The organism is Janthinobacterium sp. PSRC1-1 (assembly GCF_049897525.1).
Classification (GTDB): Bacteria; Pseudomonadota; Gammaproteobacteria; order Burkholderiales; family Burkholderiaceae_D; genus Janthinobacterium; species Janthinobacterium tructae.
In genome coordinates this window covers 213,275-239,646 of the sequence record NZ_JAFCWK010000005.1, presented here as the reverse complement: position 1 = coordinate 239,646, position 26,372 = coordinate 213,275, and the positions used below count along the sequence as shown (strand labels likewise).

Here is a 26,372-nt window from a genome sequence, read left to right as displayed (position 1 = left end):
AAATCGCGCGCGTGTCGTGGTGGAGCGTACCGCCAGTTCATCCCTCTGCAACGTTGCATCGTCAGCATGTGCGGCCTCCTCCGTAGAACGCATAGAGTACCGCAATTGGCTGACAACACCGTTCGTTTGCGCACCGATAAAAGTGCCGCGAACACGATTGAGGCAGATCAAGCGCGACCCGGTACGCCTGCATAATCTGGGGACTCGATCAGCACTTCACACGAGGAGAGAACACCATGAGCTATCTGGACCGCGACATTCTGGGCATGTACCGCAACCACAACGGCCCGGGGCCGGCCCTGATGGGGGCCGACACCCTGCTCGGCGACGAGGTCTACAATCACAACGACGAGGAACTGGGCGACATCAAGGAAATCATGCTCGACATGCGCACCGGCCAGATCGCCTATGCCGTGCTGTCCTTCGGCGGCATTCTGGGCATGGGCGACAAGCTGTTTGCCGTGCCCTGGGAACGCCTGACCCTGGACCCCGTCAACAAGCGCTTCCTGCTCAACGTGGAAAAAAACCAGTTGAAAGACGCCCCCGGCTTCGACAAGAACAACTGGCCCGACATGGGCAGCGAAGCGTGGAACCAGCAGATGGAAGCGTTCTATGGCAGCGGCGCGCGCTACGGCAGCGGCGTCATGGCAGCGGGACGCATGCCATCGGGCAGCGACTTGCGCGGCGGCGCCAGCCTGCAATCGGGCAGCGAAGGCAGCATGTCCGGCACCTCGATGAGCGGCAGCCGCGCCGGCACGGGCAGCGGCCAGGGCGGCTCGCGCTCATCGCTCAGCGATGATGAGTAGGTCGGATTAGCGGCGCAGCCGCGTAATCCGACACCACCAGCGACACCGCACCACCGTCGCGCCAACGATGGCGTCGGATTACGCGTGGCTTCGCCCCGCTAATCCGACCTACCGCTGCATCGACTCCCATACCTTCTGCAAGCGCTTGGCAGAAACCGGCATCGGCGTGCGCAATTCCTGTGCGAACAGGGACACGCGCAGCTCTTCCAGCATCCAGCGGAAGTCGACGAGTTTCGGGTCCGTGTTCTTGCCGGCCTGGCGATCCTTGGCCTGACGCAAATACGGCGCGGCCGCCGATTGCCATTCGGCCATCAACTTGGTGTCGCGCGCGGGGTCGGCGCGCAGTTTTTCCAGGCGCACATTGATCGCCTTCAAATAACGGGGGAAGTGCGCCAGTTGCGTGTACTCGTTTTCCGTCAGGAAGCGTTTATGCACGAGTCCCTGCAGCTGCGACTGGATATCGGCCGCCGCCGCGGCGGGAATATTCTGCAGGCGCTTGGGCAAGCCGTGGAATTCCGTCAGCACTTGCGACAGCAGGCGGGCGATTTCATTGACCAGCAAGACCAGGCGCGACTTGCCTTCCGCCTGGCGCTTGGCAAACGAGGCGGCATCCAGCGGCAGCGGATCTTGCAGGCAAGCGATGTCGAGCGCCTTGTTGATGATTTGCTCGCGCAACTCTTCCTGCGACCCGAGGGCCATGAACTGCATGCCCATCTGTTGCAGGCCAGGGATGCTTTTCTCGACGTATTTGATCTGCTCCTTCATTTGCAGCGCGAACAGGCGGCGCAAACCGATCTTGTGCGTGCGCGCGGCCACGGTCGGGTCGTCAAACACTTCCAGGTCGCAATGCGTGCCCTTGTCGACCAGCGCGGGGAAGCCGATCAGGGTCAGCTTGCCCTGCACGATTTCGAGCAGCTCCGGCAATTCGCCAAAGGTCCAGGCCGTCAAACCCATGTGCTGCGAGACGGTGGCATTCGGCGATGCCGGCGCCGCAGCGGCGGACGCGCCCTTGCCTGCTGCAACTGTAGCGCTCTGTGCCTGCAGCCGCGACGCCACTTGCGCGCCCGCCACCTTGGCACCGGGCGTACCCGTGCCCGACACGCCCGACACTTCGGCCAGTTTCTGGAAACTCTGGCGCGCCTGGCCGCCGAACTCCGCCTGCAGGGTGGCCAGATTGCGGCCCATGTCCAGCTGGCGGCCATGCTCGTCGATCACCTTGAAATTCATGAAGTGATGGGCAGGCGGGGTTTCCGGCTTGAAGTCCGTCGTCAGCACATTGATGGTGATTTGCGTGCGGATGTCTGCGATGATGGCGTCGACAAGATCGCCGCGGCCAAACACGCCCGCTGCATGCACACGCTCGCAGAATTTCGCCGCATAATCAGGCAGCGGCACGCAGTGGCGACGCAGCTTTTGCGGCAACGATTTCAATAGCAGATGCACCTTTTCCTTCAGCATGCCCGGCACCAGCCATTCGCAGCGCTCGCGCGGCAACTGGTTCAGCGCATACAGCGGCACGGACAAGGTTACGCCATCGCGCACGCTGCCCGGCTCGAAGTGGTACGTCAGGCCCATTTCCAGGCCCGTCACGGACATGGTTTTCGGGAACAAATCGGTGGTCACGCCGGCCGCCTCGTGGCGCATCAGCTCTTCGCGGTTCAGATACAACAGCTTCGGGTTCTCGCGCGTGGCTTCCTTGTGCCATTTTTCGAAACCGGCGCCATTGCACACATCGGCCGGCAGCAATTTATCGTAGAAGGCGGCGATCAGTTCATCGTCGACCAGCACGTCCAGGCGGCGCGACTTGTGTTCGAGGTTTTCAATGTCCTTGATCAGCTTGTGGTTGTGCGCAAAGAATGGCGCGCGCGTGTCGAAGTCGCCGCCGACGAGGGCGTCGCGGATGAAGATTTCGCGCGCTTCCGGCAAGTTGAAATTGCCGTAATTGATGCGGCGCTGGCTGTACACCACCAGGCCATACAAGGTCGCGCGCTCGGAGGCCGTCACTTGCGCCGAACGTTTTTCCCAGCGCGGCTCGCCCCACGATTTTTTCAGCAAATGTTCGCCGACTTTTTCCAGCCATTCGGGCTGGATCTGCGCCACGCAGCGCGCGTACAGCCGCGTGGTGTCGACCAGTTCGGCCGCCATGATCCACTTGCCCGGCTTTTTCAGCAGCGAGGAACCGGGCCAGATATGAAACTTGATGCCGCGCGCGCCCAGATACCCGGCGCCCGGCTCGTCCTCGCCCTTGAAACCGATATTGCCCAGCAAGCCGGTCAGCAAGGCCATGTGCAGATTGTCATAGGTGGCCGGTGCCTCATTCAATCGCCAGCCCTGTTCCTTGACGATGGTGAGCAATTGCGAATGCACGTCGCGCCATTCGCGCAAGCGCATCTGCGACAGGAAATTCGTGCGGCAATTGTCCTGCAGCTGGCGGTTGGTTTTCTTGTGCTCGATGGCGGACTCGAACCAGCGCCAGATTTTCAGGTAGCTCAAGAATTCCGACTTTTCATCGGCGAATTTCTTGTGCGCCTCGTCGGCCGCCTGCTGGTGCTCCATCGGACGGTCGCGCGGGTCTTGCACGGACAGGGCCGAGGCGACGATCAGCACTTCCGTCAGACACGCGTTATCGAGCGCGGCCAGGATCATGCGGCCCACGCGCGGATCGAGCGGCAGTTTGGCCAGCTTGTTGCCCAGCGGCGTGAGCTGGTTCACCTCGTCAACGGCGCCCAGTTCCTGCAGCAATTGATAACCGTCGGCCACCGCGCGCGCCAGCGGCGGCTCGATGAAAGGGAAGGTTTCCACGTCCGTCAGGTGCAAGGACTTCATGCGCAGGATGACGGCGGCCAGCGAGGAGCGCAGAATTTCCGGCTCCGTGAATTTGGGCCGCAGCAGATAATCCTGCTCTTCGTACAAACGGATGCACACGCCATCGGCGACGCGGCCGCAACGCCCGGCGCGCTGGTTGGCGGCCGACTGGGCGATCGGCTCGACCTGCAATTGTTCGACTTTATTGCGATAGCTGTAGCGTTTCACGCGCGCCAGGCCCGCGTCGACCACGTAGCGGATGCCGGGTACGGTCAGCGAGGTTTCCGCCACGTTGGTGGCCAGCACAATGCGGCGCGCATTGCTGGTTTTAAACACGCGCTCCTGCTCCTCGGCCGACAGGCGCGCGAACAGGGGCAGAATCTCCACGTGCGGCGGATGGTGCTTGCGCAGCGCTTCGGCGCAGTCGCGGATTTCGCGCTCGCCGGGCAAGAACACCAGCACATCGCCCGAGCCGATGCGGCACAGCTCTTCCACGCCATCGACGACGGCATCCATCAGGTCGCGCTTTTCGCGCGCGGCGGCGGTGCGCTGGCCCGGCTTGTCAGGGTTGGCGGCACCCGGCATGGCCACCTGCTCGCGCTCCACGGGACGGTAGCGCACTTCCACCTGGTACAGACGGCCCGACACTTCGATCACGGGCGCGGGTTTTCCCGGCGTGCCGAAATGGCGCGAGAAGCGTTCCGCATCGATGGTGGCCGAGGTGATGATGATTTTCAAATCGGGCCGGCGCGGCAGCAGCTGTTTCAGATAACCGAGCAGGAAATCGATGTTCAGGCTGCGTTCGTGCGCTTCATCGATGATGATGGTGTCGTAATTTTTCAACAGCGGGTCGGTCTGCGTCTCGGCCAGCAGAATACCGTCCGTCATCAGCTTGACGGAGGCGCCACGGCTCAGGGTGTCGGTAAAGCGCACCTTGAAGCCCACCGTTTCGCCCAGCGGCGTACCGAGTTCCTGCGCGATGCGCTTGGCCGTCGAGGAAGCGGCGATACGCCGCGGCTGCGTATGGCCGATCATGCCCTTCTGGCCACGTCCCAGTTCCAGGCAAATCTTCGGCAGCTGCGTCGTCTTGCCGGAACCCGTCTCGCCCGAGACGATGATCACCTGGTTTTCAGTGAGCGCCTTGGCGATTTCGGCGCGCCGGCCCGAGACGGGCAAGTCTTCCGGATACGTGATCGGCGGCAGCGGATTGCGGAAAGCCTTTTCCGCCTCGCGCGCGGCGCGGGCCGCGTCACGGGCTTCGCGGCTTTCCTGCCCCTCGCGCGGCGGGCGCGCGGCCTGCGGCCGGCCCTCTCCCGCGCGCTGCTGCTGTTGCTGTTTCTGTTGTTCCGCGCGCGGCGGCTGCTGCCTTTGCTGGCTCACGGGCGGGCGCTGGCGGCCCTGCGCAGGCGTGGCGGCAGGCGTGGCAATATCCGCGCTGGCGGGCACGTTTGCAACGTTGGAAAGAGGGGAAGACTTATTGCTGGCTGAAGACATTGTTTTTTTACAGGTATTTTAAGCGCGCACATCGCGCAGCGAATTATAATGCGCTTAATGGAAAACCCTACCCAATTCGTCCAATGGCTGCGCTCCGTCGCGCCCTACATCCACGCCTTTCGCGGCAAGACCTTCGTGGTCGCCTTCCCCGGTGAACTCGTCAGCGCCGGGGCGCTGCAGGTGCTGGCCCATGATTTGTCCCTGCTGCATGCGCTGGACATCAATGTCACCGTCGTCTACGGCTCGCGGCCGCAGGTGGCGGAACAACTGGCCTTGCGTAACGTCGAAGGCCGCTTCCACAACGGCGTGCGCATCACGGACATCGCCGCGCTGGAATGCGCGAAGGAAGCTGCCGGCGAGCTGCGCCTCGATATCGAGGCCGCGTTCAGCCAGGGCTTGCCGAACACGCCCATGTCGCATGCGGCCATCCGTATCATTTCCGGCAACTTCATCACGGCGCGCCCGCTGGGCGTGATCGATGGCGTGGACCTGGAACTGACGGGCATCACGCGCAAGGTCGACGCCGAAACCATCCATTCCATCCTCGGTTCGGACGGCCTGGTGCTGCTGTCGCCACTGGGCTTCTCGCCCACGGGCGAAGCGTTCAACCTGACCATGGAAGACGTGGCCTGCAGCGCCGCCATCGCCCTGCATGCGGACAAACTGATTTTCATCACGGAAACACCGATGATGGAAGACGCCACGGGCGTGGAAATCCGCGAACTGTCGTCGCACCAGGCCGAAGCCGTGCTGATGGCCGGCTTCTTGCCGGACGCCACGGCGTTTTATTTGAAGCATTGCGTCAAGGCCTGCCACAACGGCGTCGAGCGCTCGCACATCGTGCCGTTCTCGATGGATGGCTCGGCCCTGCTGGAATTGTTCACCCATGATGGCGTGGGCACCATGATCAGCCATGAAAACCTGGAAAGCCTGCGCCAGGCCACCATCGAAGACGTGGGCGGCATCATCAAACTGATCGAACCGCTGGAAGCGGACGGCACGTTGGTCAAGCGGGGCCGCGAGCTGATCGAGCGCGAAATCGATTATTTCTCCGTCATCGAGCATGATGGCGTGATCTTCGGCTGCGCCGCGCTGTACCCGTTCCCCGCACAGAAGATGGCGGAAATGGCATGCCTGACGGTCAACCCGGAAGTGCAAGCCCAGGGCGACGGCGAGCGCATTCTGAAACACATGGAAAACCGCGCGCGTGCCGCCGGCCTGAACAAACTGTTCGTGCTGACCACGCGCACCTCGCACTGGTTCAAGAAACGCGGCTTCGTGCCGGCCACCGTCGACGATTTGCCGAAGGACCGCCAGCATATGTATAACTGGCAGCGCAAATCCCAAGTCCTCATCAAGACCCTGTAACACGTGAAAAAGCCCGGCATGCCGGGCTTTTACTTTACTGAAACACCATTACTTGATGTTCAGCGGGGCGAACGATTTCACCAGGTCGTCGAGCGCCTTCAATTGCGCCAGGAACGGTTCGAGCTGGTCCAGCGGCAGGGCGCTGGGGCCGTCGCAGCGGGCGTTGTCCGGGTCAGGATGGGCTTCCAGGAACAGGCCGGCGATGCCGACGGCCAGGCCGGCGCGGGCCAGGTCCGCCACCTGCTGGCGGCGGCCGCCCGAAGCGGCGCCACCGGGGTCGCGCTGCTGCAGCGCGTGCGTGACGTCAAAGATGATCGGCAAGTCGTCGCAGGTCTTCTTCATGACGCCAAAGCCCAGCATGTCGACCACCAGGTTGTCGTAGCCGAGGCACGTGCCGCGGTCGCACAAGATCAGTTGATCGTTGCCCGCTTCCTTGAATTTCTCGACGATATTGGCCATCTGGCCAGGGCTCAAAAATTGCGGCTTCTTGATGTTGATGACTTTACCGGTTTTCGCCAGGGCCACGACGAGGTCCGTCTGGCGCGCCAGGAAGGCGGGCAGCTGCAGCACGTCGACCACCTCGGCCACCTGCTGCGCCTGCCATGGCTCATGCACGTCGGTAATCACGGGCACGCCGAACGCCGCCTTCACGTCCTGGAAGATGCGCATGCCTTCTTCCAGGCCCGGGCCGCGGTAGGAATGGATCGATGAACGGTTGGCCTTGTCAAAGCTGGCCTTGAACACATAGGGAATGCCCAGTTTTTGCGTCACGCGCACATATTCTTCGCAGGCGCGCATGGCGAGATCGCGCGATTCGAGCACGTTGATGCCGCCAAACAGCACGAAGCTGCCGGTATTGCTGACGTCGATGCCATGGACTTTCACTGAGGTCATAGGGATTCCATATTGGTTAATTGCTACTACTTGCTTGGACGAGGCGCAGCCAGCGGCTGGCGTGATAAGGCATCTTACTAGCTAGGGCGGCGCAGATCAAATTTGATCCAGCGCAAGGGCATGGCAAACGGCGCGTGGCCGGGCCGCGACGGCCCCGCGAGGGCAGGCGCAAAGTGCCTTATAATCACGCTTTATCTCTACATTGATTCAGGAGCACAGATGGCCCGCACGATCCACTGCATCAAACTCAACAAGGAAGCCGAAGGACTCGATTTCCCACCATACCCGGGCGAACTGGGCAAGAAGATTTACGAATCGGTATCGAAAGAAGCGTGGGCCGCCTGGCTCAAGCACCAGACCATGCTGGTCAATGAAAACCGTTTGAACCTGGCCGATGCGCGCGCCCGCAAATACCTGGCCACGCAGATGGAAAAGCATTTCTTCGGCGATGGCGCCGATGCCGCCATGGGTTACGTGCCCCCTACCGAGTAAGTTTCAAGCATGCCCGCCCGTGGCCGCCGCGTCACGGGCAGTTTCACCTGCGTTTCACGCCCTGCCCCGCCGTTTCACGGCACCGCCTCCCCGTTTCGTCGCACAGCGCTCGCCGCCCACGCCGCCTGCTGGCACAGTACGTCCATCGACAACCTCACACCAAGGCGGACACCATGTTGCAGCACATCTTCAGCCACACTCCCTTGTACGTCTGGGCCATCCTGGGCTTTCTCGTGTACCGGGGCGTGCTGGCCAGCCGCGCGCGCGAAGTGAGCTTGCGCAAGCTGTGCATCATTCCCCTGGTCATGCTTGCCCTGTCCCTGAGCGGCGTATACGGCAGCTTCGGCTTGGCCGGCAGCGCGCCATTCGCCTGGGCCGCCGGCGCCGTGGCCGGTGCGGCGCTGGCGTGGACGCTGGCCGATGCGCGCAAGATCGTGGCCATTCCCCAACGGGGCAGCGTGCAGCGCCCCGGCAGCTGGCTGCCGTTGATCCTGATGATGAGTATTTTTTGCATGAAATATGCGGTTGCCGTGACCCTGGCCATCGCGCCCGCGTATGCCCATGCGAGCGGCTTCAGCGTGCCCGTCTGCCTCGCCTACGGTGGCTTCAGCGGCATCTTCCTCGGCGGCTTGCTGCGCACGGTGAGCGTGTACCGCCAGGCGCATATGACAAGCGGCCCGCAAGGGGCCGCCGTGTAAGACAGGTGCAAACGCCGGCGAACGCCGGCTATCATCTTAGTAGGCCAGCGTACGCACGCCTTCCGGCATGCCCAGCAGGCAAACATTCGCGCCGCGCACGGCGAACAGGCCGACGGCGATGACGCCGACGATCTGGTTGATCTGCTGTTCCAGCGCCACGGGATCGGCGATCTGCAAGCCCAGCACGTCGATGATTTCGCCACCGTTGTCGGTAATGAAGGCTTCGGTGCTGCCCGCTTTCAGGCGCAAGCGGGGCGTGCCGCCCAGCGCGGCCAGCTGGCGCGAGACGGCGGCGCGCGCCATCGGCACCACTTCCACCGGCAGCGGGAAGGCGCCCAAAGTGCCCACCAGCTTGGAGCCGTCGGCGATACAGACGAACTGCTTCGAGACCGAGGCGACGATCTTTTCACGCGTCAATGCCGCGCCGCCGCCCTTGATCATGGCGCCGCTGGCCGTGATTTCATCGGCGCCGTCGATGTAGACGGCGATCGATTCGACGTCGTTGAGGTCGAAGACGGCAATGCCATGGCCAGCCAGGCGCGCGGCCGTCGCTTCGGACGACGCGACCGTGCCTTTGATGCGGTGCTTGATCTTGGCCAGTTCATCGATGAAAAAATTGGCGGTAGAACCGGTGCCGACACCGATGATTTCACCGTCGACCACATAATCAATGGCGGCGCGGGCTACGGCTTGCTTCAATTCGTCTTGGGTCATGACATTCAGGCTAAAGTGGGGAATGGCGCTATTTTAACGGATTGCCAGCCCGGCTTGCCGGCCATGACGACCGACCATACCATTTGATACAACAGGCGAGCGGGAAAAGTTTGCCATAGGGCAATTCCCCATTCAATTACTCTCTATGGCCTTTAAAATATGCGAAAATGGAATGATCGACCGATATGACGTTCCAGGAATAGCACATGAATCACAGTAAACAGGTACTTGTTGTCGATGACAGCCGGGTTTCACGTTTGATGTCGCATCAGTTCATCCTCAGCAAACATGCCGACTGGCAAGTGATTGAGGCGGCGACGGGTGAAGAAGCCCTGGAAAAAGTCAAGACAGTCAACCCTGTCCTGATATTACTGGATGTCAACATGCCCGGCATGGGCGGTGTGGCGGCGGCGGAACAATTGCGCACGCTGTGTCCGCAAACACACATCATTCTCGTCACGGCGAATGTGCAAAACGCCATCCGCAACCGCGCCAGCGAGCTCGGCGTCGGTTTCATGGAAAAACCGATCACGGAAACCCGCATCCATCAGCTGATCGAATCACTGGGACTGTGAGCATGATCAATCTCTCCGAACTCGAAAACGACGCCCTGGTAGAGATATTCAACATCGGGGTGGGCCATGCGGCCGCCTCGATGAGCGAGATCGTCAATGAAGAAGTGACCATGTCGGTGCCGTCGATCACGTTCCTGAACCGTGCCGACGCGGCCGCCCTGCTGGGCAGCAAGAAAGATGGCGAACGTATCTGCGGCGTCAGCCAGCATTACGATGGCGCCTTCGCCACCGAAGCCATCCTGATGTTCCCGGAAGATAAGAGCCTGGAAATCGTGCGCCTGATGGTGGGCGATGCCATGCCGCTGCAGGAACTGACGGAGATGGAGCAGGAGGCGATGAGCGAAATCGGCAACATCATCCTGAACTCCTGCGTGGGCACCCTGGCCAACCTGTTCGACAGCGAGCTGCATGGTTCGCTGCCCCTGTACCACGTGGGCACCAGCGCGGAAATCCTGTCCTCGTTCGGCAGCCGCGATGACGAAGCCGTCGTGCTGATGCTGCATATCGACTTCGTGCTGTCCAAGCACCAGATCCACGGCTATGTCGCCTTCGTGCTCGACCTGTCCGCCTTGCACGACCTGAAACAGCAGGTCAGCCACTATCTGGCCAAGGTCCTGGGACAGGCGTGACGATCATGCCGGATGCATTACACCGACTCGCCCTGCTCGAAAGCATACTCGGCGCCGTCAACCTGGGCGCCATCGTGCTCGACGAGCAGCACCGCATCGTGCTGTGGAACCACTGGATGGCGCGCCACTCGGCGTGCCGGGCCGACGCCGTGCTGGGGCAGGACTTCTTCGCCGTCTATCCGGAACTGCGGCACAAGCGCATCGATTCGGCCATCACCCAGGCCCTGCGCGACAATTTCCAGTCGCTATTGTCGCAAACGCTGCACAAGGCGCCGTTTGCCCTGTACACGCATGGCGTGGCCGCTGGCACGGCGGAAGGCCAGGAACGCATGCAACAGGCGATCGCCGTCACGCCGATCAATTTACCCGCGTCGCCGCGCCACTGCCTGATCCAGATCAATGATGTCACCATCGCCGTGGGCCGCGAAAAGCTGCTGCGCGAACAGACCATGGTCTTGCGCTCGCAAACGTTTTCCGACGGCTTGACGGGCATTGCCAACCGCCGCCACTTCGACGTGGCGATCGAGAAGGAAATGCGGCGCGCCATGCGCACGGGCAGCCCCCTGTCGCTGCTGATGATCGATATTGATCATTTCAAGGATTACAACGACCATTACGGGCACCAGCAGGGCGACGACTGCCTGATCCGCGTGGCAGCCGAACTGGCCGCCATGCTGCAGCGCCCCACCGACCTGCTGGCACGCTATGGCGGCGAGGAATTTGCCGCCATCTTGCCCGACACGGACGCCGCACAGGCGCTGCGCATGGCCGAGGCGATCCGCGAACGGGCGGCCGAGCTGCGCATTGCGCATGCCAAGACGGACAATGCGGTCAAGCACATCACGGTCAGCATCGGCATCGCCACGCAGCAGCCGCAGCAGCAACTGCCGATCTCCGCCCTGATCGGCGCCGCCGACCGGGCCCTGTACCTGGCCAAGGGCGCCGGGCGCAACCGTGTGATGGTACAGCCCCTGTAGGAAATACAACGCCCGGAAAAGGATTCCAGTAGACATCTTTACGGCGTGTGCGTAGACTCGTAATTGATTGTAGCAACAACAACAAGAATTTATCTTTGGTATCTATCCATGCGCATGGCCTGCCCATGCGGGACACGGCCAGGAGCGCTTGTGAATCTCGATCCTTCCTTCAAATCCGGCTTGCCGGGTGCTGGCATGGATACGACCATGGTGAATGGCATGCGCCTGCTGCTGTCGAGCGCTACCTTGCTGACCCTGTTCATCGACCCCGAAAGCGCCGGCAGGCTGAGCAAGATCACCTGGCTGATCTTTTCCGCGTATACCCTGCACAGCCTGCTGCTGTATGTGCTGGCCGTCCTGGGCCTGAGTTTGCCGGAAGATATTCTGCTCTACTGGCTGGACGTGGCCTGGTATGCACTGATCGTATTCTCCAGCAGCAACCACAACAACCTGTTTTTCCTGTTTTTCTTCTTTGCCATCCTGACCTCGTCGTTCCAGCGCGGCTTCGAGGAAGGCGCGCGCATCACCCTGGCTTCGGCCGGCCTGTTCGCCGCCACCGCCCTGTTCGGCGAAACGGATGCGGAACTGTCGCGCCTGCTGCTGCGCGCCACCTTCCTGCTGGCGCTCGGCTACATGATCGCCTACTGGGGCGGCTCGGCCATCACCCAGCGCAGCCACCTGGCGCTGCTGCGCGATGTCAGCCAGCTGTCCAATCCGCGCTTCGGCGTCGACCAGACCATCAGCTCGGTGCTGGAAAAAACCCGTAGTTATTTTAACGGCCGCAGTTGCCTGCTGGTCATGCAGGACAAGGGCACACACGTCTGGTCGCTGCGCAGCGTACTGCATACGGCAACGGGCGTCGTGCACACCAGCTCGCTCCTCAGCGACGACGCGGCCAGTCCCCTGCTCGCTTTCGCGCACGATAAAATCGCGCTGTACAACCAGCCCGTCAGCCCCTGGCTGCCATGGACAGGCGGCGCGCGCATGCTCGATCCCCACAGCGGGCGCTGGCTGCGGCATGACGCCGCGGCAGCCGCCCGCCTGGCCGAACTGCTCGAAGCGCACGCCTTCATCAGCGCGCCACTGCCCTTGCGCAATGGCAAGGGCCGCATCTTTATCGTCTCCGCCACCAGCATGAGCAAGACCGACGCCCTTTTCCTCAGCCATATCGGCGCGCAGGCGTTTCCCGTCATTGAAAACATCGATCTGCTCGACCGCCTGGCATCGCAGGCGGCCTCGCGCGAGCGCGAAAAGATCGCGCGCGACCTGCATGACACGGCCGTGCAGCCGTATATCGGCTTGCGCCACGGCCTGGCCGCCCTGCGCAATGAAGCCACGCCGGGCAATCCGCTGCTGCCCGAACTGGAAAAACTGATCATCATGTCGGGCCAGGTGATCACCGACCTGCGCAGCTACGCGCGCACCTTCAAGAACGGCCAGGTGCAAAGCGAGCCGGAACTGCTGGTCGCGCTACGGCGTCAGGCGGCACAGATTCACGAATTCTATGGCATCGACATCGCCCTGCATATCGAGGGCGACCTGCATATCAACGACCGCCTGGCGGCCGAGGTGTTCCAGATCGTCAACGAGGGCATGAGCAATATCCGCAAGCATACCTCGGCGCGCCACGGCGCCATCCAGCTGACTTGCGTGCAAGGCGCGCTGCACATCAGCATCGACAATGAATGCGCGGCCGCGCACGTGCCCGATTTCCTGCCCGACTCGCTGGCCGAGCGCGCCGCTGCCCTCGGTGGCAGCGCCCGCGTCACCCACAGCCGCCTGGGCCACACTTCCGTGCAGATCGAGATCCCGATATGACCGACATGAATGAACGCCAGCACGTGCCCGACGTCCACACCAGCATCCGCGTCATGCTGGTCGACGATCACAAGACCATGCTGTGGGGCCTGGAACGGCTGATCGGCGGCGAACACTCGGGCATGCGCGTGGTCGCCACGGCGTCCGACAGTGCAGCAGCGCTGGCACAGGCGCTGGCGCTGCAACCCGATGTCATCGTGCTGGACCTGGACCTGGGCGGCGTCAGTTCGCTGGCCATCCTGCCCGCGCTGGCGCAGTGCGGCAGTACGCGCGTGCTGGTGCTGACGGCCAGCCGCGACCAGGCCACGCTGGACCAGGCCATCCTCAAAGGCGCGCGCGGGATCATCAGCAAGGATGCGCCGGCCGAGATGGTGCTCAAGGCCATCGAAAAGGTCTACCACGGCGAACTGTGGCTGGAGCAAGCCATGCTGGGGCGCATGATGACCCAGCTGACGCAGCCGGGCGGCGCATCGGCGCAGGCCATCGCCGTGGCCAGCCTGACCTTGAAGGAAAGAAAGATCATCGCCGCGCTGGTGCACGGCAGCGGCACGCCAGCCAAGCTGCTGGCGGACCAGCTGTGCATCTCGGAACACACCTTGCGCAACCACCTGACGTCGATCTACCGCAAGCTGGGCGTGTACAACCGCCTGGAACTGTACGCCTACGCCACCAAGCATCAACTGGGCGAATTGCCGCCCGCCAGCTGATCCCCGTTCCCGCAGCCGCATCCCCTCACAGGGCGCCCGCTTTGCCAGCGTAGCGCCAGGCATGCGTTCGGCCTGCGCCTGCGCGTGCCAAGCCCAGCCATGACAATTGTCCCGAAAAAATCGAGCATATCCTCCCTGCCGGAAAGGGAGGTTCTTCTGATGTAGATCAAGCTGCCCACTTCTATATTGGTGTTACCGGAGTGCACATCACACGCCACGGTCCACCACGATACGGAGCACGGCATGCGCCTAGCCAAGTTTCTTCCTGCATCACTGTCCGCCTATTTGCAGGGCAAGGAAAAGGCCGCCTTCTACCGCTATGCCCTGGTCGCCGCACTGCTGGCCGTGATCTGCATCATCGGGCTGCTGGCACTGGGAGTAAGCCCGTAAGGCAGCGTTTCGCGGAAATACCCCTGCAAGACAGCAATGCCGTTTCACCCACCGTAGTTCCTCAACCACCAGGAGTTGTCATGAACCTCATCAAAAACTTTATCCGCGAAGAAGATGGCGTGACCGCCATTGAATATGGCCTGATCGCCGCCTTGATCGCTGTCGTGATCATTGTTGCCGTCAAGCTCATCGGCACGAACCTGAACATCATCTTCAACAAGGTCGCTACTGCCCTGGTTCCCGCCGCGTAACAGACCACAAGCCGGGCTGGCCCTGTGCGGCCCGGCTGTTGGCAATTGTCCAGTTTCCGAGGTACGCCATGAAACGCCTGTTCTCCTGCCTGCATGAAGATGCAGCCGTCACCGCGATCGAATACGCGCTGCTGGCCAGCCTGCTGGCAGTGGCAGTGGTGGCCAGCATCAGCCTGGTCGGCGACCAGGTGCTGCTCATGTACGGCCATATCAAGGACCAGATCATCCTGGCGCTATCATGAACGCCCTGCACAGCCATCGCCCCCTGTGCCTGATCGTGCTTGGCTATGCCGCCGCGGTCACATTACTCCTTGGCAGCCTCTCCATGCTGCGCGACAGCGTGCCGATACTGTCGGGCTTTCTCCTCATTTCGCTGCTGTCCGCCGTGTTTGCGCTATGTGGCTACAGCCTGTATGTGATGCTCATGCTGCGCCCAGATCGCCTGTGCCATTACCTGTATCACGTGCTGCGCCGCTACCTGAGCAGGGAACGCCTGCTGCAGGCGCTGCCCGTGTTGCTGCTCATTCCCATCTTTGCCGCCAGCTTCACCGCCTTCAAGGCGGCCATTCCCCGCTTGCATCCCTACACCTGGGACAGCCGCCTGTCCGCCTGGGATATCGCTCTGCATGGCGGCAGCGCGCCATGGGCATGGCTGCAACCGCTGCTGGGCTATCCATGGATGACGGGCCTGCTGAACGTCAGCTACCACCTGTGGTTCTTCCTGTTCTATGCCACGATCTACTGGCTGGCGCAAGACACGCGCCGCCCGCTGCTGCGCATGCAGTTCCTGCTCAGTTTTGTCCTTTCCTGGATCATCCTGGGCAGCATCGCGGCCATGCTGTTTTCCTCCGTCGGTCCCTGCTACTACGGCCACTTGCACAGCAGCGACCCCTACGCCCCGTTGATGGCCTATCTGCATGAGGCCAACCAGCACTTCCCCATCTGGGCCTTGTCGGTGCAAGACACGCTGTGGCAAGACTACCAGAGCAGGGGCGCTGCGAGCGAACTGGGCATCTCGGCCATGCCCAGCATGCATGTCGCCACCGCCGTGCTGATGGCCTTGCTGGGCTGGCGCGTCAGCCGCAGCGCCGGCGTCGCCCTCAGCGTTTTCGCCATGCTGATCATGCTCGGTTCCGTGCACCTGGGCTGGCACTACGCGCTCGACGGCTATGCCGGTGCGGCCGGCGCGGCGCTGGTCTGGCATGCGGTGGGCCGCATGCTGCGTGCCGGCGGCGTCTGCGTCAGCACGCTGGGCGCTGCGGCGCCATGCATGAGCAAGGGAGGGCTGCTGTCATGAATGCCGCCCTGACCTCGCTGCTGTGCCTGGCCTTGCTGGCCGGCCTGTTGGCTGCAGCCCTGTGGCATGACCTGCGCACGCGGCGCATCCCGAATCGCCTGGTGCTGTGGGGCACGGTGGGCGGCGTGCTCCTGAACAGCATGCTGCCGGCCGGCGCCGGCCTGTTCCAGCAGCCGTTTGGCGGCCTGGGCCTGCTGCAGTCGCTGGCCGGTGCCGCTGCCGGACTGGCCCTGCTGCTGCCCATGTATCTGCTGCGCGCCCTGGGCGCCGGCGACGTCAAGCTGATGGCCATGTGCGGCGCCTTCCTGGGGCCGCTTGCCGTGCTCGAAGCGGTGCTGCTGACCTTGCTCGCTGGCGGCGTGCTGGCCATCGCCGCCGCCCTGCTGGGACGCCGTTTGCGCCAGGTGCTGAAAAACGCCTGTCACATGCTGCTCGGCACGCTGCTGCAAAGTCTCGCCGGCGGCCCCGCTACCGTGGCCGAGCCGCCTGCCGTCACCGGCAAGCTGGCCTACGCGTTTGCCATCGCCAGCGGCACGGGCCTGCAAATTTTCCTGACGTACAACCACCTGTGGAGCTTGCGCTGAACAGCGCATATCCATGACCGCCACCAGAACGGGACGCCATCATGAACGCCATCAGCACCCTGCGCCACTCGCGGCACGCCAGCCTGCTCGGCAACGCCTTCATGGCGGGCATCTGGGCCGTGTTTGCCTATGCCCACGTGCTCGCTTACCTTCACACCCGTGACTGGAGCTATTTGCTGTTCTGCATGACGGAAACCGTCTCGGCCCTGTTTTTCCTGATCCGCACGGCACCGGACAGCGTCTCGACCGACATGCGCGACTGGCTGCTGGCCATCGGCGCCACCTTCGCGCCTTTCTTCTTCAGTCCTTCCGACATGGCGCTCTGGGCCGACGCACGCTACCTGCTGCTGCCGGGCAGCGCCTTGCTGCTCACGGGCCTGCTGTCACTGAACCGCAGCTTCGGCCTGGTGGCTGCCCAGCGCACCATCAAGACCCGCGGCCTCTACCGCGTGATACGCCACCCGCTGTACGCCAGCTACCTGATTTCCATGAGCGGCTACGTGCTGGCCAATACCTCGACCGCGAATCTTCTCATCTACGGCGCGACGATGGCGCTGCTGCTGGCGCGCCTGCTGCGCGAAGAACGCTTCCTGGCTGCCGACGTGCGCTACCGCGCCTACATGCGCCAGGTGAAATACCGCTTGCTGCCTTTCATTTTCTGATCGCCAGCCCAGATCGACCCGCAACCAGGAGCCATCATGCCCGATACCTATCCAGAAGAACGTGCCAACGGCAGCATCACGCCGGCAGCGATGCGCGCGCCGCGCAATGTGGCCGAGACCGGCTTGCCCTTTTTGTTCCTGGTGGAACTGCTGGTGAAGGTCATGTTACTGCGCGGCCAGATCAGCTTGCCGGCCCTATCGGCGCACGTGAAGCTGGGCGCCGGCGTGCTCGAACCGCTGCTGACCTTCATGCGCGCCGAAAAACTGTGCGAGGTACAGCGCACCGGCTACAGCGGCACCGACGCCGACCAGCAGTATCACCTGGGCGACCAGGGACGCCTGCGCGCCGCCGACTATTTGCGGCGCAATGCCTACAGCGGCCCCGCACCGGTCACGCTGGCCGACTACAGCGCGCAGGTGCTGGCGCAAAGCGTGGCTCGCATGCACGTCACGCGCGACACCGTGCTGCAGCAGTTTCACACCGTGGTGGCCAGCGCTGCCGTACTCGACCAGCTGGGCGCGGCCATGAACTCGGGCCGGGCGCTGCTGCTGCACGGTCCCGCCGGCAGCGGCAAGACCTACCTGGCCGAGCGCCTGCATGGCTTGCTCAGCGGCACCATCGCCCTGCCGCATGCGGTCATGGTCGATGGCGAAGTGCTGCCCTTCCTCGACCCCATGCTGCACACGCTGGCCAGCGACGCCGCGCCGCCAGCCGACCCGCGCTGGGTGCGTGCCCTGCGCCCCACCGTGCTGACCGGCGGCGAACTGACGCTCGACATGCTGGACCTGCAATTCGACCAGGGCGCCCGCCTGTACCAGGCGCCGCTGCACCTGAAAGCCAACAACGGCATCTTCATCATCGACGACCTGGGCCGCCAGCGCTGCTCTCCCGTGGAACTGATGAACCGCTGGATCGTGCCGATGTCGCGCCGCGTCGATTACCTGTCGCTGCACACGGGCTACAAGTTTCCCGTGCCCTTCGACGTCATCGTGGTGTTTTCCTCGAACCTGGCGCCGCGGCAGCTGGCCGACGACTCCTTCCTGCGCCGCATCGGCTACAAGATCCATATCGGCGAACTGAGCGGCTACCACTACGAAACCGTATTCCGCCACACCTGCGAACAATTCGGCATGGTCTTCAACCACGCCAGCTACCACTACCTGCTGCAACTGCATGGCCAGCATGCGCGGCCGCTGCTGGCCTGCTATCCACGCGACATCCTGTCCCAGCTGTGCGACGTGGCGTGCTACGAGGGCCGTCCGGCACGGCTGGAAGCCGATGCGCTGCACTGGGCCTGGAACAACTATTTCGGCGCCGCCGACGGCTCCGCCGGCATACAGAACGGATCGGCTTCGGTCCTGCATAAAGGAGTATCAAAATGAGAAACGCACGCGCTCTGACGATGATGGCCTTCGCGGTCATCCTGGCGTTCGTGGCGGTCATCGTGGCCGCGCGCTGGATCAATGCCCAGGCTTCGGGCAATACCAACAAGGTAGCCGTTGCGCTACTCGACATCAGCCTGGGCGCGCGCATCGCGCCTGAAATGGTGCGCATGGTCGACTGGCCCGCCAACGCGCTGCCGCCGGGCGCCTTCAGCGATCCGAAACTGCTCGACGCGCGCGTCACGCGCACCAGCATCCAGCACGGCGAACCGATCATGGAGAGCAAGCTGGCGCCCCCCGGCACCCAGGGCGGCCTGTCGGCCGTGGTCGGCGAAGGCAAGCGCGCCATGACCGTGCGCGTCAATGACGTGGTAGGCGTGGCCGGCTTTGCCCTGCCCGGCAACTATGTCGACATTCTCGTCAACACCCAGGACGAGCTGGCCAAGAATGCCAGCGGACGCGACCCCAGCATTTCAAAGATCGTCCTCGAACGCATCCTCGTGCTGGCGATCGCACAGGAATCGAGCCGCGACGACACCAAGCCCAAGGTGGTCAATGCCGTGACCCTGGAATTGACGCCGGACCAGGCGGAAAAGCTCGACCTGGCGCGCAGCGTTGGCACGCTCTCGCTGGTGCTGCGCAACCAGATCGAAGACAAGCCCGTCAACACTGAAGGCGCCACCAAGACCAGCCTGCTCGACACCAAGGTCGCCGCCCAGGTAGCGGCGCCAGCACCACGCCCTGTCGTGCGCCACCGCGTGGTGCAAGGACCGGTCGGGCCACAAGTCGATGTCATCAAGGGGCTGGAACGCAGCTCCCAACAATTCTGAACAACGCGGATTCCTGCCCGATCCGCACCACGAGGAGCATGCCATGAGCACCATGAGCAAACTGAGCACAGCAAACGGGAGCCGCATCCTGCGCATGGCCCTCGCCATCGCCGCCATCGGCACCCTGATTCCGGCCGCCTATGGCGAAGTGGCCGCCCCGGCGCCACCAGCGGCTTCGCCGGGCCTGTCGCCGACGCCGCCGGGCGCCAAGCCGCAGATGGCTGGCACCTCTGCGACGACCACAGCGACAGCCTCTGCGGCGGCCATCTCGCCGCCGCCAAAAGTGGTGCAGCGCGCACCACGCGCCAAGGCCATCGCGCCGCACGCCATGCCGGAATCGGCCGGCAGCCACACCGACGTCAGCCGGAACATGGCCCTGGCCGAGGGCAAGTCGACCCTGATGCACCTGCCGTTTCCCGTCGCCCGCGTCTCGGTGGGAGATCCGCGCATCGCCGATGTGATCCTGCTCAATACCACCGATGTCTATCTGCTGGGCAAATCCGTCGGCACCACCAACCTGATCATCTGGAACCGCAACAACGAGGCCAGCATCATCGACCTGTCCGTCAGCATCGACAGCAGCCTGCTGCAGGCGCGCCTGAGCACATTGCTGCCGAACGAGAAAGACTTGCATGTGACGGTCGCTGGCGACACGCTGATCCTGTCGGGCATGGTCAGCGATACCGTCAAGGCCGACCAGGCGATGTCGCTGGCGAACGCCTATGCCCAGCGCGGTTCGCGTCCGGCCACCGGCACGGCCGCGGCGGCGGGCGCCGGCGCAGCGCCAGCGCCCGCCGCTGGAGGCCCCGCCGACCCCTCGGGCGGACCAGCTCCCTCGCCGCGCGTGATCAACCTGATGTCCATCGCCGCGCCGCAGCAAGTGATGCTGGAAGTCAAAGTGGCGGAGGTATCGAAAACCCTGGTCGACCAGCTGGGCGCCAGCCTGGGCATCAACAAGACCATCGGCAGCTGGTCGTATTCGCTGCTGTCTAGCCTGTTGAGCAATAATCCCAGCGGCTTGAGCGGCGCCAGCAAGAACAACTTTTTCAATCTCGACGCGCAAAAACGCGATGGCCTGATCAAGGTACTGGCCGAGCCGAACATCATGGCCATCAGCGGCCAGGAAGCCAGTTTCCTGGCCGGCGGCAAGATTTTCATTCCCGTCAGCCAGACCAATAACGGCGGCACGCCCACGATCACGCTGGAAGAAAAAGAGTTTGGCGTGGCCGTCAAATTTACCCCCACCGTGCTCGAAGGGGGGCGCATCAACCTGAAAGTGTCGCCGGAAGTATCCGACCTGAACAAGGAAGGCATCGGCATCACCGCTACGGGCATCTCGACGACCGCCATTCTGCCCTCGTTTACCACGCGGCGCGCCACCACCACGGTGCAACTGTTCGACGGCCAGAGCTTCGCCATCGGCGGCTTGATCAAGAACAATGTCACCAGCAATATCAAGGCCCTGCCAGGACTGGGCGAAGTGCCCGTGCTGGGCGCGCTGTTCCGCAGCACGGATTTCCAGACCGACCGCTCGGAACTGGTCTTCATCATCACGCCGCACCTGGTCAAGCCATTGCCGGCCGACTACAAGCTGCCCACCGACGAGTACATACCGCCGACGCGCGGCGACGTCTTCCTGCAGGGAAAAATGGAAGGCCGGGCGCCAGCACCGCAGCCGATGCCCGTGCCAGCGCCGCTGCCAGCGCCTGCTTCCATGCCGCCCCAGGCAGCCATGCCGGCCCCCGTGCCGCCCGCCATGCCGGTTGCCACGCCGGCGCTGAGCAACGACGACCTGCCGCAATACCGCGCCGTGCCAAAGGCCGATGCGGCCACGCCATCGGCCAGCATCATCGATGATCTCAAATAGGAGCGCCCCATGAAAACCTTGACCTTCACACGCACCCTGCCCCGCTGCCTGTTGTGCGCAGCGGCATCGCTGGCTGGCTGTGCCGCCACGACCACTCCCGTGCTCGACAGCCATTTCGGCGAGGCGGTGACCCTGCTCAAGCAACAGCAGATCCTGTATCCCGCTGCGGCCAGCAATACCAATCCCGTGCTCGGCCTCGATGGCAGGAGCGCCATCAGCGGCTACAAGCTGTACCAGAAGTCGTTCAGCGCGCCCGAACCGCTGCCCGACGTGCTGACGATCGGCGTCAGCAAACGCTGACACTGCCGCCCCGCCCTTTCATCCCATCTACAGCCGGAGCCCGCCGTGAAAATCTTCATTATCTCCAGTAACGAACAACAACTGGCCGGGATGGCGGCGCTGCTGCGCGAGCGCCATGCCGGCGACGATATCGACAGCGCCGTCGGCAGCCTGGAGCGGCTTGCCGGCACGGCCGACATGGCGACGCCCGACGTGCTGCTGCTGGCGCAACCCGTCATCGACGATGCCGACCTGGCGCGCATCGAGCGCCTGGCCAGCCGCCAGCCGGGCATGGCCATCATCCTGCAATGCCAGCACCAGGGCAGCGACTTCCTGCTGAAAGCCATGCGCGCCGGTGTGCGCGAAGTGCTGCCGCAAGCCGACAGCGGCGCGGCCCTGAATGCGGCGCTGCAGCGTCTCGAGGACAAGAGCGCGCGGCACGTGCAGCGCAATGGCAAGGTGATCGCCTTTGCCTCGTGCAAGGGCGGCAGCGGCGCCACTTTCATCGCCGCCAACCTGGCCTATGCGCTCTCGCTGGACAATCAGCGCGTGGCACTGTTCGACCTGAACCTGCAGTTCGGCGATGCGGCGCTGTTTGTCTCGGACCAGAAGCCGACAGCGACCCTGTCGCACGTGGCGCAGCAAATCCACCGCCTCGACGCGTCCTTCCTGGCCGCCAGCATGGTGCAGGTGACGCCCCATTTCAGCATCCTGGCCGCGCCCGAAGATCCGGCCCATTCCAGCGACGTGAAGCCGGAACACATCGACCAGCTGCTGCACCTGGCGCGCAGCGAGTACGATTTCATCGTGCTGGACCTGGGCCGCGGCCTCGATGCCATCAGCGTGCGCGCGCTGGACCATGCCGACATGATCTGTCCCGTCATGCAGGCAACGCTGCCCTATATCCGCGACGGCAAGCGCCTGCTGCAGGCGTTCCAGTCACTGGAGTATCCGACAAGCAAGATTCACCTGATCCTGAACCGCTACGCAGGCGACGATGAAATCCGCCTGCGCGACCTGGAGGCGGCGTATGGCCAGCGCATCTTCCATACCATCGCGAATCACTACGCGGCAGCGGCCGCTTCGGTCAACCAGGGCGTGCCGGTGTTGAAGCTGGCGCCGGGCAGCCCGCTGTCGAAGTCGCTGCAGGAGTGTGCCAGCAAGCTGTCGGGCAGGCGCGCGCCCGTCCCGGCAGGCCTGTTTTCGCGCCTGTTCCAGCGTAGCCGGCCCATTCACCTTCGAGGGGAAACAGCATGAGTACCGATATCCATGGCGGCCATCCCAGCCTGCGTGAACGCCTCGGCAGCGCCGCCGCGCCGAATGGCTACGCGCCGTTCGGCGCCACCCGCGCTGGCAGCGCCGACAATCCCGCCTACCATGAACTCAAGCAGCATGTGCACCAGGCCCTGCTCGACAGGATCGACCTGGAGGGCATGCAGCGCCTGTCGCAGGAGCAGATACGCGAGGACCTGAAAACCCTCGTCGGACGCCTGCTCGATGAAGACAATGTCGTCGTCAACGACATCGAGCGGCGCACGCTGGTGCGCGACATCCAGGATGAAGTGCTCGGCTTCGGCCCGCTCGAACCGCTGCTGGCCGATCCGGAAATTTCCGACATACTCGTCAATACCTACCGCCAGGTGTATGTCGAGCGGCATGGCCAGTTGGAACTGAGCACTATTCGCTTCACCGACGATGCCCACCTGCTGAAAATCATCGACAAAATCGTCTCACGCGTGGGCCGGCGCATCGACGAATCGAGCCCCATGGTCGATGCGCGCCTGCCCGATGGCTCGCGCGTCAACGCCATCATCCCGCCGCTGGCCATCGATGGCCCGGTGATGTCGATACGGCGCTTCTCGGCCCAGCCGCTGCGCCTGGCCGACCTGGTGGAACGGCACAGCCTGACGACGGAAATGGCGCAGATACTGCAAGGCCTGGGCAAGGCCAAGGTCAATATTCTGATCTCGGGCGGCACTGGCAGCGGCAAGACCACCATGCTCAACGCGATTTCCGGCTTCATCAGCACGAGCGAGCGCATCGTCACCATCGAAGATGCGGCCGAACTGCAGATGCAGCAACCGCACGTGGTGCGCCTGGAAACGCGGCCGGCCAATATCGAGGGCAAGGGCGAGGTGACGCAGCGCGCGCTGGTGCGCAATGCGCTGCGCATGCGGCCCGACCGCATCATCCTGGGCGAGGTGCGCGGCGCCGAAGCGCTCGACATGCTGCAGGCGATGAACACGGGCCACGAAGGCTCGATGGCCACCATTCACGCCAATACCCCGCGCGACGCGCTGACGCGGCTGGAAAACATGATCAGCATGGCCGCCTCGATGTTGCCGGGCAAGGCCATGCGCCAGCAGATCAGCGCCGCCATCGGCGTGGTGGTGCAGGTGGCGCGCCTGACCGATGGCAAGCGCAAGGTGGTGTCGATCCAGGAGATCACCGGCATGGAAGGCGAGATCATCACCATGCAGGAAATTTTCACCTTTCGCCAGACCGGCATTGCCCAGGACGGCACCGTCAGCGGACACTTCCAGGCCAGCGGCGTGCGGCCGCAGTTCCTCGACCGCCTGCGCGCCTTCGGCGTCGTCGTGCCGGAAAGCCTGTTCGATCCCAGCCGCCAATACCACTAAGGAGAAGGGCCATGGACTATCGCTATTACGTCTTCGGCGCGCTGATCTTCCTCGCCGTGGTGCTGTTCATTACGGGCCTGTATCACAGCTGGAACAATGCGCGCGGCCCCGAATCGGAGCGGGTGGCGCATCGGCTGCGGGTGCTGTCGGCCGGCGCCCACGCGGGCGAGCAAAACACCACCATGATCAAGCAGCGCCTGCTCAGTGAAACGCCGGCGCTGCAGAAATTGCTGCTGGAGGTGCCGCGCGTGCATGCCCTGGACCGCCTGCTGGAGCAGTCGGGCCTGAAATGGAGCGTGGCCCAGTGGGCCATGCTGGTGCTGCTGACCTTTCTCGTCGCCCTGGTGGCCATCAGCTTCATCAACCTGCACTGGCTGCTGCGCCTGCTGGCGGCGGCCGCCTGCGCCCTGCTGCCCCTGTACTACATCGAACGGGCCAAGGCGCGCCGCCTGCTGCGCATCGGCATGCAGCTGCCCGACGCGCTCGACCTGATGAGCCGCGCACTGCGCGCCGGCCATGCCTTTCCCACGGCACTGAAAATGGTCGGCGATGAAATGACCGCGCCGCTGGCCGAGGAATTTCGCATCGCCTTCGACGAAGTCAATTTCGGCATCGCCATGCCCGATGCCCTGATGAACCTGGCCACCCGCGTGCCCAGCACCGACATGCGTTATTTTGTCATTGCCGTACTGATACAGCGCGAGACGGGCGGCAACCTGGCCGAACTGCTTGAGAGCATCAGCCACATTATCCGCGACCGCATGAAACTGCTGGGCCAGGTGCGCGTGCTGTCGGCCGAGGCGCGCCTGTCGGCCTGGATACTGTCGCTGCTGCCATTCGCCGCGGCGGCCGTGATCCACCTGAGCAATCCGACTTTCCTGGCCGTGCTGTACGACGATCCCGGTGGACAAAAAATGCTGGCCTGTGCTGCGATGCTGATGCTCGTCGGCATCCTCATCATGCGCAAGATCATCCACATCCGGGTGTAGTGTCGAGGGAGAAAACATCATGACTACCGTGCAAATAGGATTTCTGGGCTTGCTCTTCATCGCCGTCTTCGCCGGCGCCATGTTCGTGCTGCTATTGGCCATACCCGACCCGCTACGCCAGCGCCTCGACAGTGTGGGAACCAGCGAACCAGGCAGTGCGCGCCAATGGCTGGCGCAATTCGTCAAGTTCAGCGGACCGCTGGCCCGCCTGTCCTTGCCGGAAGACGGCTGGGAAACGTCCAGGATACGCCTGCGCTTCATGCATGCGGGCCTGCGCCATCCGTCGGCGCCCCTGCTGTACTTCGGCGCCAAGACGGGCCTGGCCATCGGCCTGCCCGTGCTGCTGTTCCTCGGGCTGAGCCTGGCAGGGGTACATAACGACGGCATCGATTTGCTGCTGTGGCTGCTGTTGGCGGCCTGCCTCGGCTACTACCTGCCCAATCTCTGGCTGAACCGGCGCATCCGCCTGCGCCAGCGCGAGATCTTTGAAGCGTTTCCCGACGCACTCGACCTGATGACCGTCTGCGTGGAGGCGGGCCTGGCCATGGATGCGGCACTGGCGCGGGTAGCGGCCGAGATCAGCCTGAAAAGCGGGGTGCTGGCCGAGGAACTGCATTTGCTGACGCTGGAACTGCGCGCCGGCAATTCCAAGGAGCGCGCCTTGCGCAACCTGGGCCTGCGCACGGGCGTCGAGGATGTCGACGCCCTGGTGTCCATGCTGATCCAGGCCGAACGCTTCGGCACCAGCATCGCCTCCTCGCTGCGCGTGCAGTCCGATCAGCTGCGCACCAAACGGCGCCAGCTGGCCGAAGAGCAAGCCGCGAAAATCGCCCTGAAGCTGCTGTTTCCCCTGATCTTCTTCATTTTCCCCTCGCTGCTGGTGGTACTAATGGGGCCAGCGTTCCTGCAAATCTACCGCATCCTGCTGCCAGGCATGGCTGGCGGCAATTAAGACAGCGTTCCCTGCGACTCCCGGCAGCAGCCACTGCCGGGAGCAATGCCTTCCCCGCCAGCATCGCGTCCCTCCCAGCCCTTTCTCGCAGCCTGCCCCTGCCGCCGCACCGCATGCCTGGCCAGTGCTGCGCTGGCGAACCCGAACGACATGTCCGGCTTGGCCGTATGGCGCCAACGACGCGCGTCTGCGTCGCAGGCGCGCGCTTGATGCGGTGAAGGCGTCTGCCGCGATGAACCAAAAAAAGGCCGGACTGCGTGTCCGGCCCTGTT

26 protein-coding genes are annotated in these 26,372 nt (G+C 63.6%); 23 read left to right on the top strand and 3 right to left on the bottom strand.

Annotation, left to right across the window (positions count from 1 at the left end):
• Window positions 1-236: 236 nt before the first annotated feature.
• The gene (locus ACP7DW_RS12925) at window positions 237-806 is read left to right on the top strand and encodes a PRC-barrel domain-containing protein (RefSeq protein WP_426055612.1); all 570 of its coding nucleotides are present in this window, start codon (window positions 237-239) and stop codon (window positions 804-806) included.
• Window positions 807-914: 108 nt separating this feature from the next.
• Here ACP7DW_RS12925 and hrpA read toward each other — a convergent pair whose 3' ends face one another.
• A complete protein-coding gene (hrpA, locus tag ACP7DW_RS12920) occupies window positions 915-5,105 on the bottom strand; it encodes an ATP-dependent RNA helicase HrpA (RefSeq protein WP_426055613.1) in 4,191 nt (1,396 codons plus the stop codon).
• A gap of 57 nt (window positions 5,106-5,162) precedes the next feature.
• Here hrpA and argA point away from each other — a divergent pair, with 57 nt between their 5' ends.
• Complete coding sequence (gene argA, locus ACP7DW_RS12915; protein WP_046685875.1) at window positions 5,163-6,473, top strand: amino-acid N-acetyltransferase; 1,311 nt, start codon at window positions 5,163-5,165, stop codon at window positions 6,471-6,473.
• A 48-nt stretch (window positions 6,474-6,521) separates the two neighbouring features.
• Here the strand turns inward: argA and kdsA are convergent, their stop codons facing one another.
• Window positions 6,522-7,367 carry a 3-deoxy-8-phosphooctulonate synthase gene (gene kdsA, locus ACP7DW_RS12910; RefSeq protein ID WP_071075913.1) on the bottom strand — a complete coding sequence of 282 codons (846 nt, stop codon included), beginning with the start codon at window positions 7,365-7,367 and terminating at the stop codon, window positions 6,522-6,524.
• 219 nt (window positions 7,368-7,586) lie between these two features.
• Between kdsA and ACP7DW_RS12905 the strand changes: the two genes are divergently transcribed.
• Together ACP7DW_RS12905 and ACP7DW_RS12900 are read left to right on the top strand one after the other, a co-directional pair.
• The gene (locus tag ACP7DW_RS12905) at window positions 7,587-7,859 is read left to right on the top strand and encodes an oxidative damage protection protein (protein WP_034750797.1); all 273 of its coding nucleotides are present in this window, start codon (window positions 7,587-7,589) and stop codon (window positions 7,857-7,859) included.
• On the top strand, window positions 7,778-8,557 hold the full coding sequence (locus tag ACP7DW_RS12900) for a DUF6622 family protein (protein WP_426085156.1): 780 nt from the start codon (window positions 7,778-7,780) through the stop codon (window positions 8,555-8,557). Before ACP7DW_RS12905 ends, ACP7DW_RS12900 begins: the two co-directional genes overlap by 82 nt.
• A 36-nt stretch (window positions 8,558-8,593) precedes the next feature.
• Here the strand turns inward: ACP7DW_RS12900 and rpiA are convergent, their stop codons facing one another.
• Window positions 8,594-9,271: a ribose-5-phosphate isomerase RpiA gene (gene rpiA / locus ACP7DW_RS12895; RefSeq protein ID WP_426055614.1), complete on the bottom strand. Its 678-nt coding sequence runs from the start codon at window positions 9,269-9,271 to the stop codon at window positions 8,594-8,596.
• A 206-nt stretch (window positions 9,272-9,477) separates the two neighbouring features.
• On the opposite strand from rpiA, the gene ACP7DW_RS12890 reads away from it, so the two are divergent.
• From ACP7DW_RS12890 to ACP7DW_RS12800, 19 genes are all read left to right on the top strand, one after another.
• Window positions 9,478-9,846, top strand: a complete 369-nt coding sequence (locus tag ACP7DW_RS12890) for a response regulator (protein ID WP_071075910.1) — start codon at window positions 9,478-9,480, stop codon at window positions 9,844-9,846.
• Window positions 9,847-9,848: 2 nt separating this feature from the next.
• A complete protein-coding gene (locus ACP7DW_RS12885; RefSeq protein ID WP_426055615.1) occupies window positions 9,849-10,475 on the top strand; it encodes a chemotaxis protein CheC in 627 nt (208 codons plus the stop codon).
• Window positions 10,476-10,480: 5 nt separating this feature from the next.
• The gene (locus tag ACP7DW_RS12880; RefSeq protein WP_426055616.1) at window positions 10,481-11,452 is read left to right on the top strand and encodes a diguanylate cyclase; all 972 of its coding nucleotides are present in this window, start codon (window positions 10,481-10,483) and stop codon (window positions 11,450-11,452) included.
• A 150-nt stretch (window positions 11,453-11,602) separates the two neighbouring features.
• The gene (locus tag ACP7DW_RS12875; protein ID WP_426055617.1) at window positions 11,603-13,270 is read left to right on the top strand and encodes a sensor histidine kinase; all 1,668 of its coding nucleotides are present in this window, start codon (window positions 11,603-11,605) and stop codon (window positions 13,268-13,270) included.
• A complete protein-coding gene (locus ACP7DW_RS12870) occupies window positions 13,267-13,977 on the top strand; it encodes a response regulator (RefSeq protein WP_426055618.1) in 711 nt (236 codons plus the stop codon). Before ACP7DW_RS12875 ends, ACP7DW_RS12870 begins: the two co-directional genes overlap by 4 nt.
• Before the next feature lie 243 nt (window positions 13,978-14,220).
• The gene (locus ACP7DW_RS12865) at window positions 14,221-14,367 is read left to right on the top strand and encodes a hypothetical protein (RefSeq protein ID WP_157751248.1); all 147 of its coding nucleotides are present in this window, start codon (window positions 14,221-14,223) and stop codon (window positions 14,365-14,367) included.
• 80 nt (window positions 14,368-14,447) lie between these two features.
• The gene (locus ACP7DW_RS12860) at window positions 14,448-14,618 is read left to right on the top strand and encodes a Flp family type IVb pilin (protein WP_096237373.1); all 171 of its coding nucleotides are present in this window, start codon (window positions 14,448-14,450) and stop codon (window positions 14,616-14,618) included.
• Window positions 14,619-14,686: 68 nt separating this feature from the next.
• On the top strand, window positions 14,687-14,860 hold the full coding sequence (locus tag ACP7DW_RS12855) for a Flp family type IVb pilin (protein ID WP_426055619.1): 174 nt from the start codon (window positions 14,687-14,689) through the stop codon (window positions 14,858-14,860).
• Window positions 14,857-15,915, top strand: a complete 1,059-nt coding sequence (locus tag ACP7DW_RS12850; RefSeq protein WP_426055620.1) for a phosphatase PAP2 family protein — start codon at window positions 14,857-14,859, stop codon at window positions 15,913-15,915. Before ACP7DW_RS12855 ends, ACP7DW_RS12850 begins: the two co-directional genes overlap by 4 nt.
• On the top strand, window positions 15,912-16,499 hold the full coding sequence (locus ACP7DW_RS12845) for an A24 family peptidase (RefSeq protein WP_426055621.1): 588 nt from the start codon (window positions 15,912-15,914) through the stop codon (window positions 16,497-16,499). The genes ACP7DW_RS12850 and ACP7DW_RS12845 overlap by 4 nt, the downstream gene beginning before the upstream one ends.
• A gap of 41 nt (window positions 16,500-16,540) precedes the next feature.
• Window positions 16,541-17,161 carry a methyltransferase gene (locus ACP7DW_RS12840; protein ID WP_426055622.1) on the top strand — a complete coding sequence of 207 codons (621 nt, stop codon included), beginning with the start codon at window positions 16,541-16,543 and terminating at the stop codon, window positions 17,159-17,161.
• 36 nt (window positions 17,162-17,197) lie between these two features.
• A complete protein-coding gene (locus ACP7DW_RS12835) occupies window positions 17,198-18,544 on the top strand; it encodes an ATP-binding protein (protein WP_426055623.1) in 1,347 nt (448 codons plus the stop codon).
• On the top strand, window positions 18,541-19,374 hold the full coding sequence (cpaB, locus tag ACP7DW_RS12830; protein WP_426055624.1) for a Flp pilus assembly protein CpaB: 834 nt from the start codon (window positions 18,541-18,543) through the stop codon (window positions 19,372-19,374). Before ACP7DW_RS12835 ends, cpaB begins: the two co-directional genes overlap by 4 nt.
• 43 nt (window positions 19,375-19,417) lie before the next feature.
• Window positions 19,418-21,241 (top strand): type II and III secretion system protein family protein, encoded by a 1,824-nt coding sequence (locus ACP7DW_RS12825; RefSeq protein WP_426055625.1) that lies wholly within the window; start codon window positions 19,418-19,420, stop codon window positions 21,239-21,241.
• 9 nt (window positions 21,242-21,250) lie between these two features.
• Window positions 21,251-21,541: a hypothetical protein gene (locus tag ACP7DW_RS12820; protein ID WP_426055626.1), complete on the top strand. Its 291-nt coding sequence runs from the start codon at window positions 21,251-21,253 to the stop codon at window positions 21,539-21,541.
• 45 nt (window positions 21,542-21,586) lie between these two features.
• Window positions 21,587-22,777, top strand: a complete 1,191-nt coding sequence (locus ACP7DW_RS12815) for an AAA family ATPase (RefSeq protein ID WP_426055627.1) — start codon at window positions 21,587-21,589, stop codon at window positions 22,775-22,777.
• Entirely contained in the window at window positions 22,774-24,159 is a 1,386-nt protein-coding gene (locus tag ACP7DW_RS12810) for a CpaF family protein (RefSeq protein WP_426055628.1), read from the top strand. The genes ACP7DW_RS12815 and ACP7DW_RS12810 overlap by 4 nt, the downstream gene beginning before the upstream one ends.
• Before the next feature lie 11 nt (window positions 24,160-24,170).
• Window positions 24,171-25,148, top strand: a complete 978-nt coding sequence (locus ACP7DW_RS12805) for a type II secretion system F family protein (protein ID WP_426055630.1) — start codon at window positions 24,171-24,173, stop codon at window positions 25,146-25,148.
• Window positions 25,149-25,167: 19 nt separating this feature from the next.
• Window positions 25,168-26,100 (top strand): type II secretion system F family protein, encoded by a 933-nt coding sequence (locus ACP7DW_RS12800; RefSeq protein WP_426055631.1) that lies wholly within the window; start codon window positions 25,168-25,170, stop codon window positions 26,098-26,100.
• The last annotated feature ends 272 nt before the right edge of the window (window positions 26,101-26,372 follow it).

Excerpts from the sequence above, each read along its gene's own strand:
- ACP7DW_RS12925 (WP_426055612.1), top strand. The coding sequence starts at position 237 with ATGAGCTATCTGGACCGCGACATTCTGGGCATGTACCGCAACCACAAC.
- hrpA (WP_426055613.1), bottom strand. The coding sequence starts at position 5,105 with ATGTCTTCAGCCAGCAATAAGTCTTCCCCTCTTTCCAACGTTGCAAAC.
- argA (WP_046685875.1), top strand. The coding sequence starts at position 5,163 with ATGGAAAACCCTACCCAATTCGTCCAATGGCTGCGCTCCGTCGCGCCC.
- kdsA (WP_071075913.1), bottom strand. The coding sequence starts at position 7,367 with ATGACCTCAGTGAAAGTCCATGGCATCGACGTCAGCAATACCGGCAGC.
- ACP7DW_RS12905 (WP_034750797.1), top strand. The coding sequence starts at position 7,587 with ATGGCCCGCACGATCCACTGCATCAAACTCAACAAGGAAGCCGAAGGA.
- rpiA (WP_426055614.1), bottom strand. The coding sequence starts at position 9,271 with ATGACCCAAGACGAATTGAAGCAAGCCGTAGCCCGCGCCGCCATTGAT.
- ACP7DW_RS12890 (WP_071075910.1), top strand. The coding sequence starts at position 9,478 with ATGAATCACAGTAAACAGGTACTTGTTGTCGATGACAGCCGGGTTTCA.
- ACP7DW_RS12885 (WP_426055615.1), top strand. The coding sequence starts at position 9,849 with ATGATCAATCTCTCCGAACTCGAAAACGACGCCCTGGTAGAGATATTC.
- ACP7DW_RS12880 (WP_426055616.1), top strand. The coding sequence starts at position 10,481 with ATGCCGGATGCATTACACCGACTCGCCCTGCTCGAAAGCATACTCGGC.
- ACP7DW_RS12870 (WP_426055618.1), top strand. The coding sequence starts at position 13,267 with ATGACCGACATGAATGAACGCCAGCACGTGCCCGACGTCCACACCAGC.
- ACP7DW_RS12865 (WP_157751248.1), top strand. The coding sequence starts at position 14,221 with ATGCGCCTAGCCAAGTTTCTTCCTGCATCACTGTCCGCCTATTTGCAG.
- ACP7DW_RS12860 (WP_096237373.1), top strand. The coding sequence starts at position 14,448 with ATGAACCTCATCAAAAACTTTATCCGCGAAGAAGATGGCGTGACCGCC.
- ACP7DW_RS12855 (WP_426055619.1), top strand. The coding sequence starts at position 14,687 with ATGAAACGCCTGTTCTCCTGCCTGCATGAAGATGCAGCCGTCACCGCG.
- ACP7DW_RS12850 (WP_426055620.1), top strand. The coding sequence starts at position 14,857 with ATGAACGCCCTGCACAGCCATCGCCCCCTGTGCCTGATCGTGCTTGGC.
- ACP7DW_RS12845 (WP_426055621.1), top strand. The coding sequence starts at position 15,912 with ATGAATGCCGCCCTGACCTCGCTGCTGTGCCTGGCCTTGCTGGCCGGC.
- ACP7DW_RS12840 (WP_426055622.1), top strand. The coding sequence starts at position 16,541 with ATGAACGCCATCAGCACCCTGCGCCACTCGCGGCACGCCAGCCTGCTC.
- ACP7DW_RS12835 (WP_426055623.1), top strand. The coding sequence starts at position 17,198 with ATGCCCGATACCTATCCAGAAGAACGTGCCAACGGCAGCATCACGCCG.
- cpaB (WP_426055624.1), top strand. The coding sequence starts at position 18,541 with ATGAGAAACGCACGCGCTCTGACGATGATGGCCTTCGCGGTCATCCTG.
- ACP7DW_RS12825 (WP_426055625.1), top strand. The coding sequence starts at position 19,418 with ATGAGCACCATGAGCAAACTGAGCACAGCAAACGGGAGCCGCATCCTG.
- ACP7DW_RS12820 (WP_426055626.1), top strand. The coding sequence starts at position 21,251 with ATGAAAACCTTGACCTTCACACGCACCCTGCCCCGCTGCCTGTTGTGC.
- ACP7DW_RS12810 (WP_426055628.1), top strand. The coding sequence starts at position 22,774 with ATGAGTACCGATATCCATGGCGGCCATCCCAGCCTGCGTGAACGCCTC.
- ACP7DW_RS12805 (WP_426055630.1), top strand. The coding sequence starts at position 24,171 with ATGGACTATCGCTATTACGTCTTCGGCGCGCTGATCTTCCTCGCCGTG.
- ACP7DW_RS12800 (WP_426055631.1), top strand. The coding sequence starts at position 25,168 with ATGACTACCGTGCAAATAGGATTTCTGGGCTTGCTCTTCATCGCCGTC.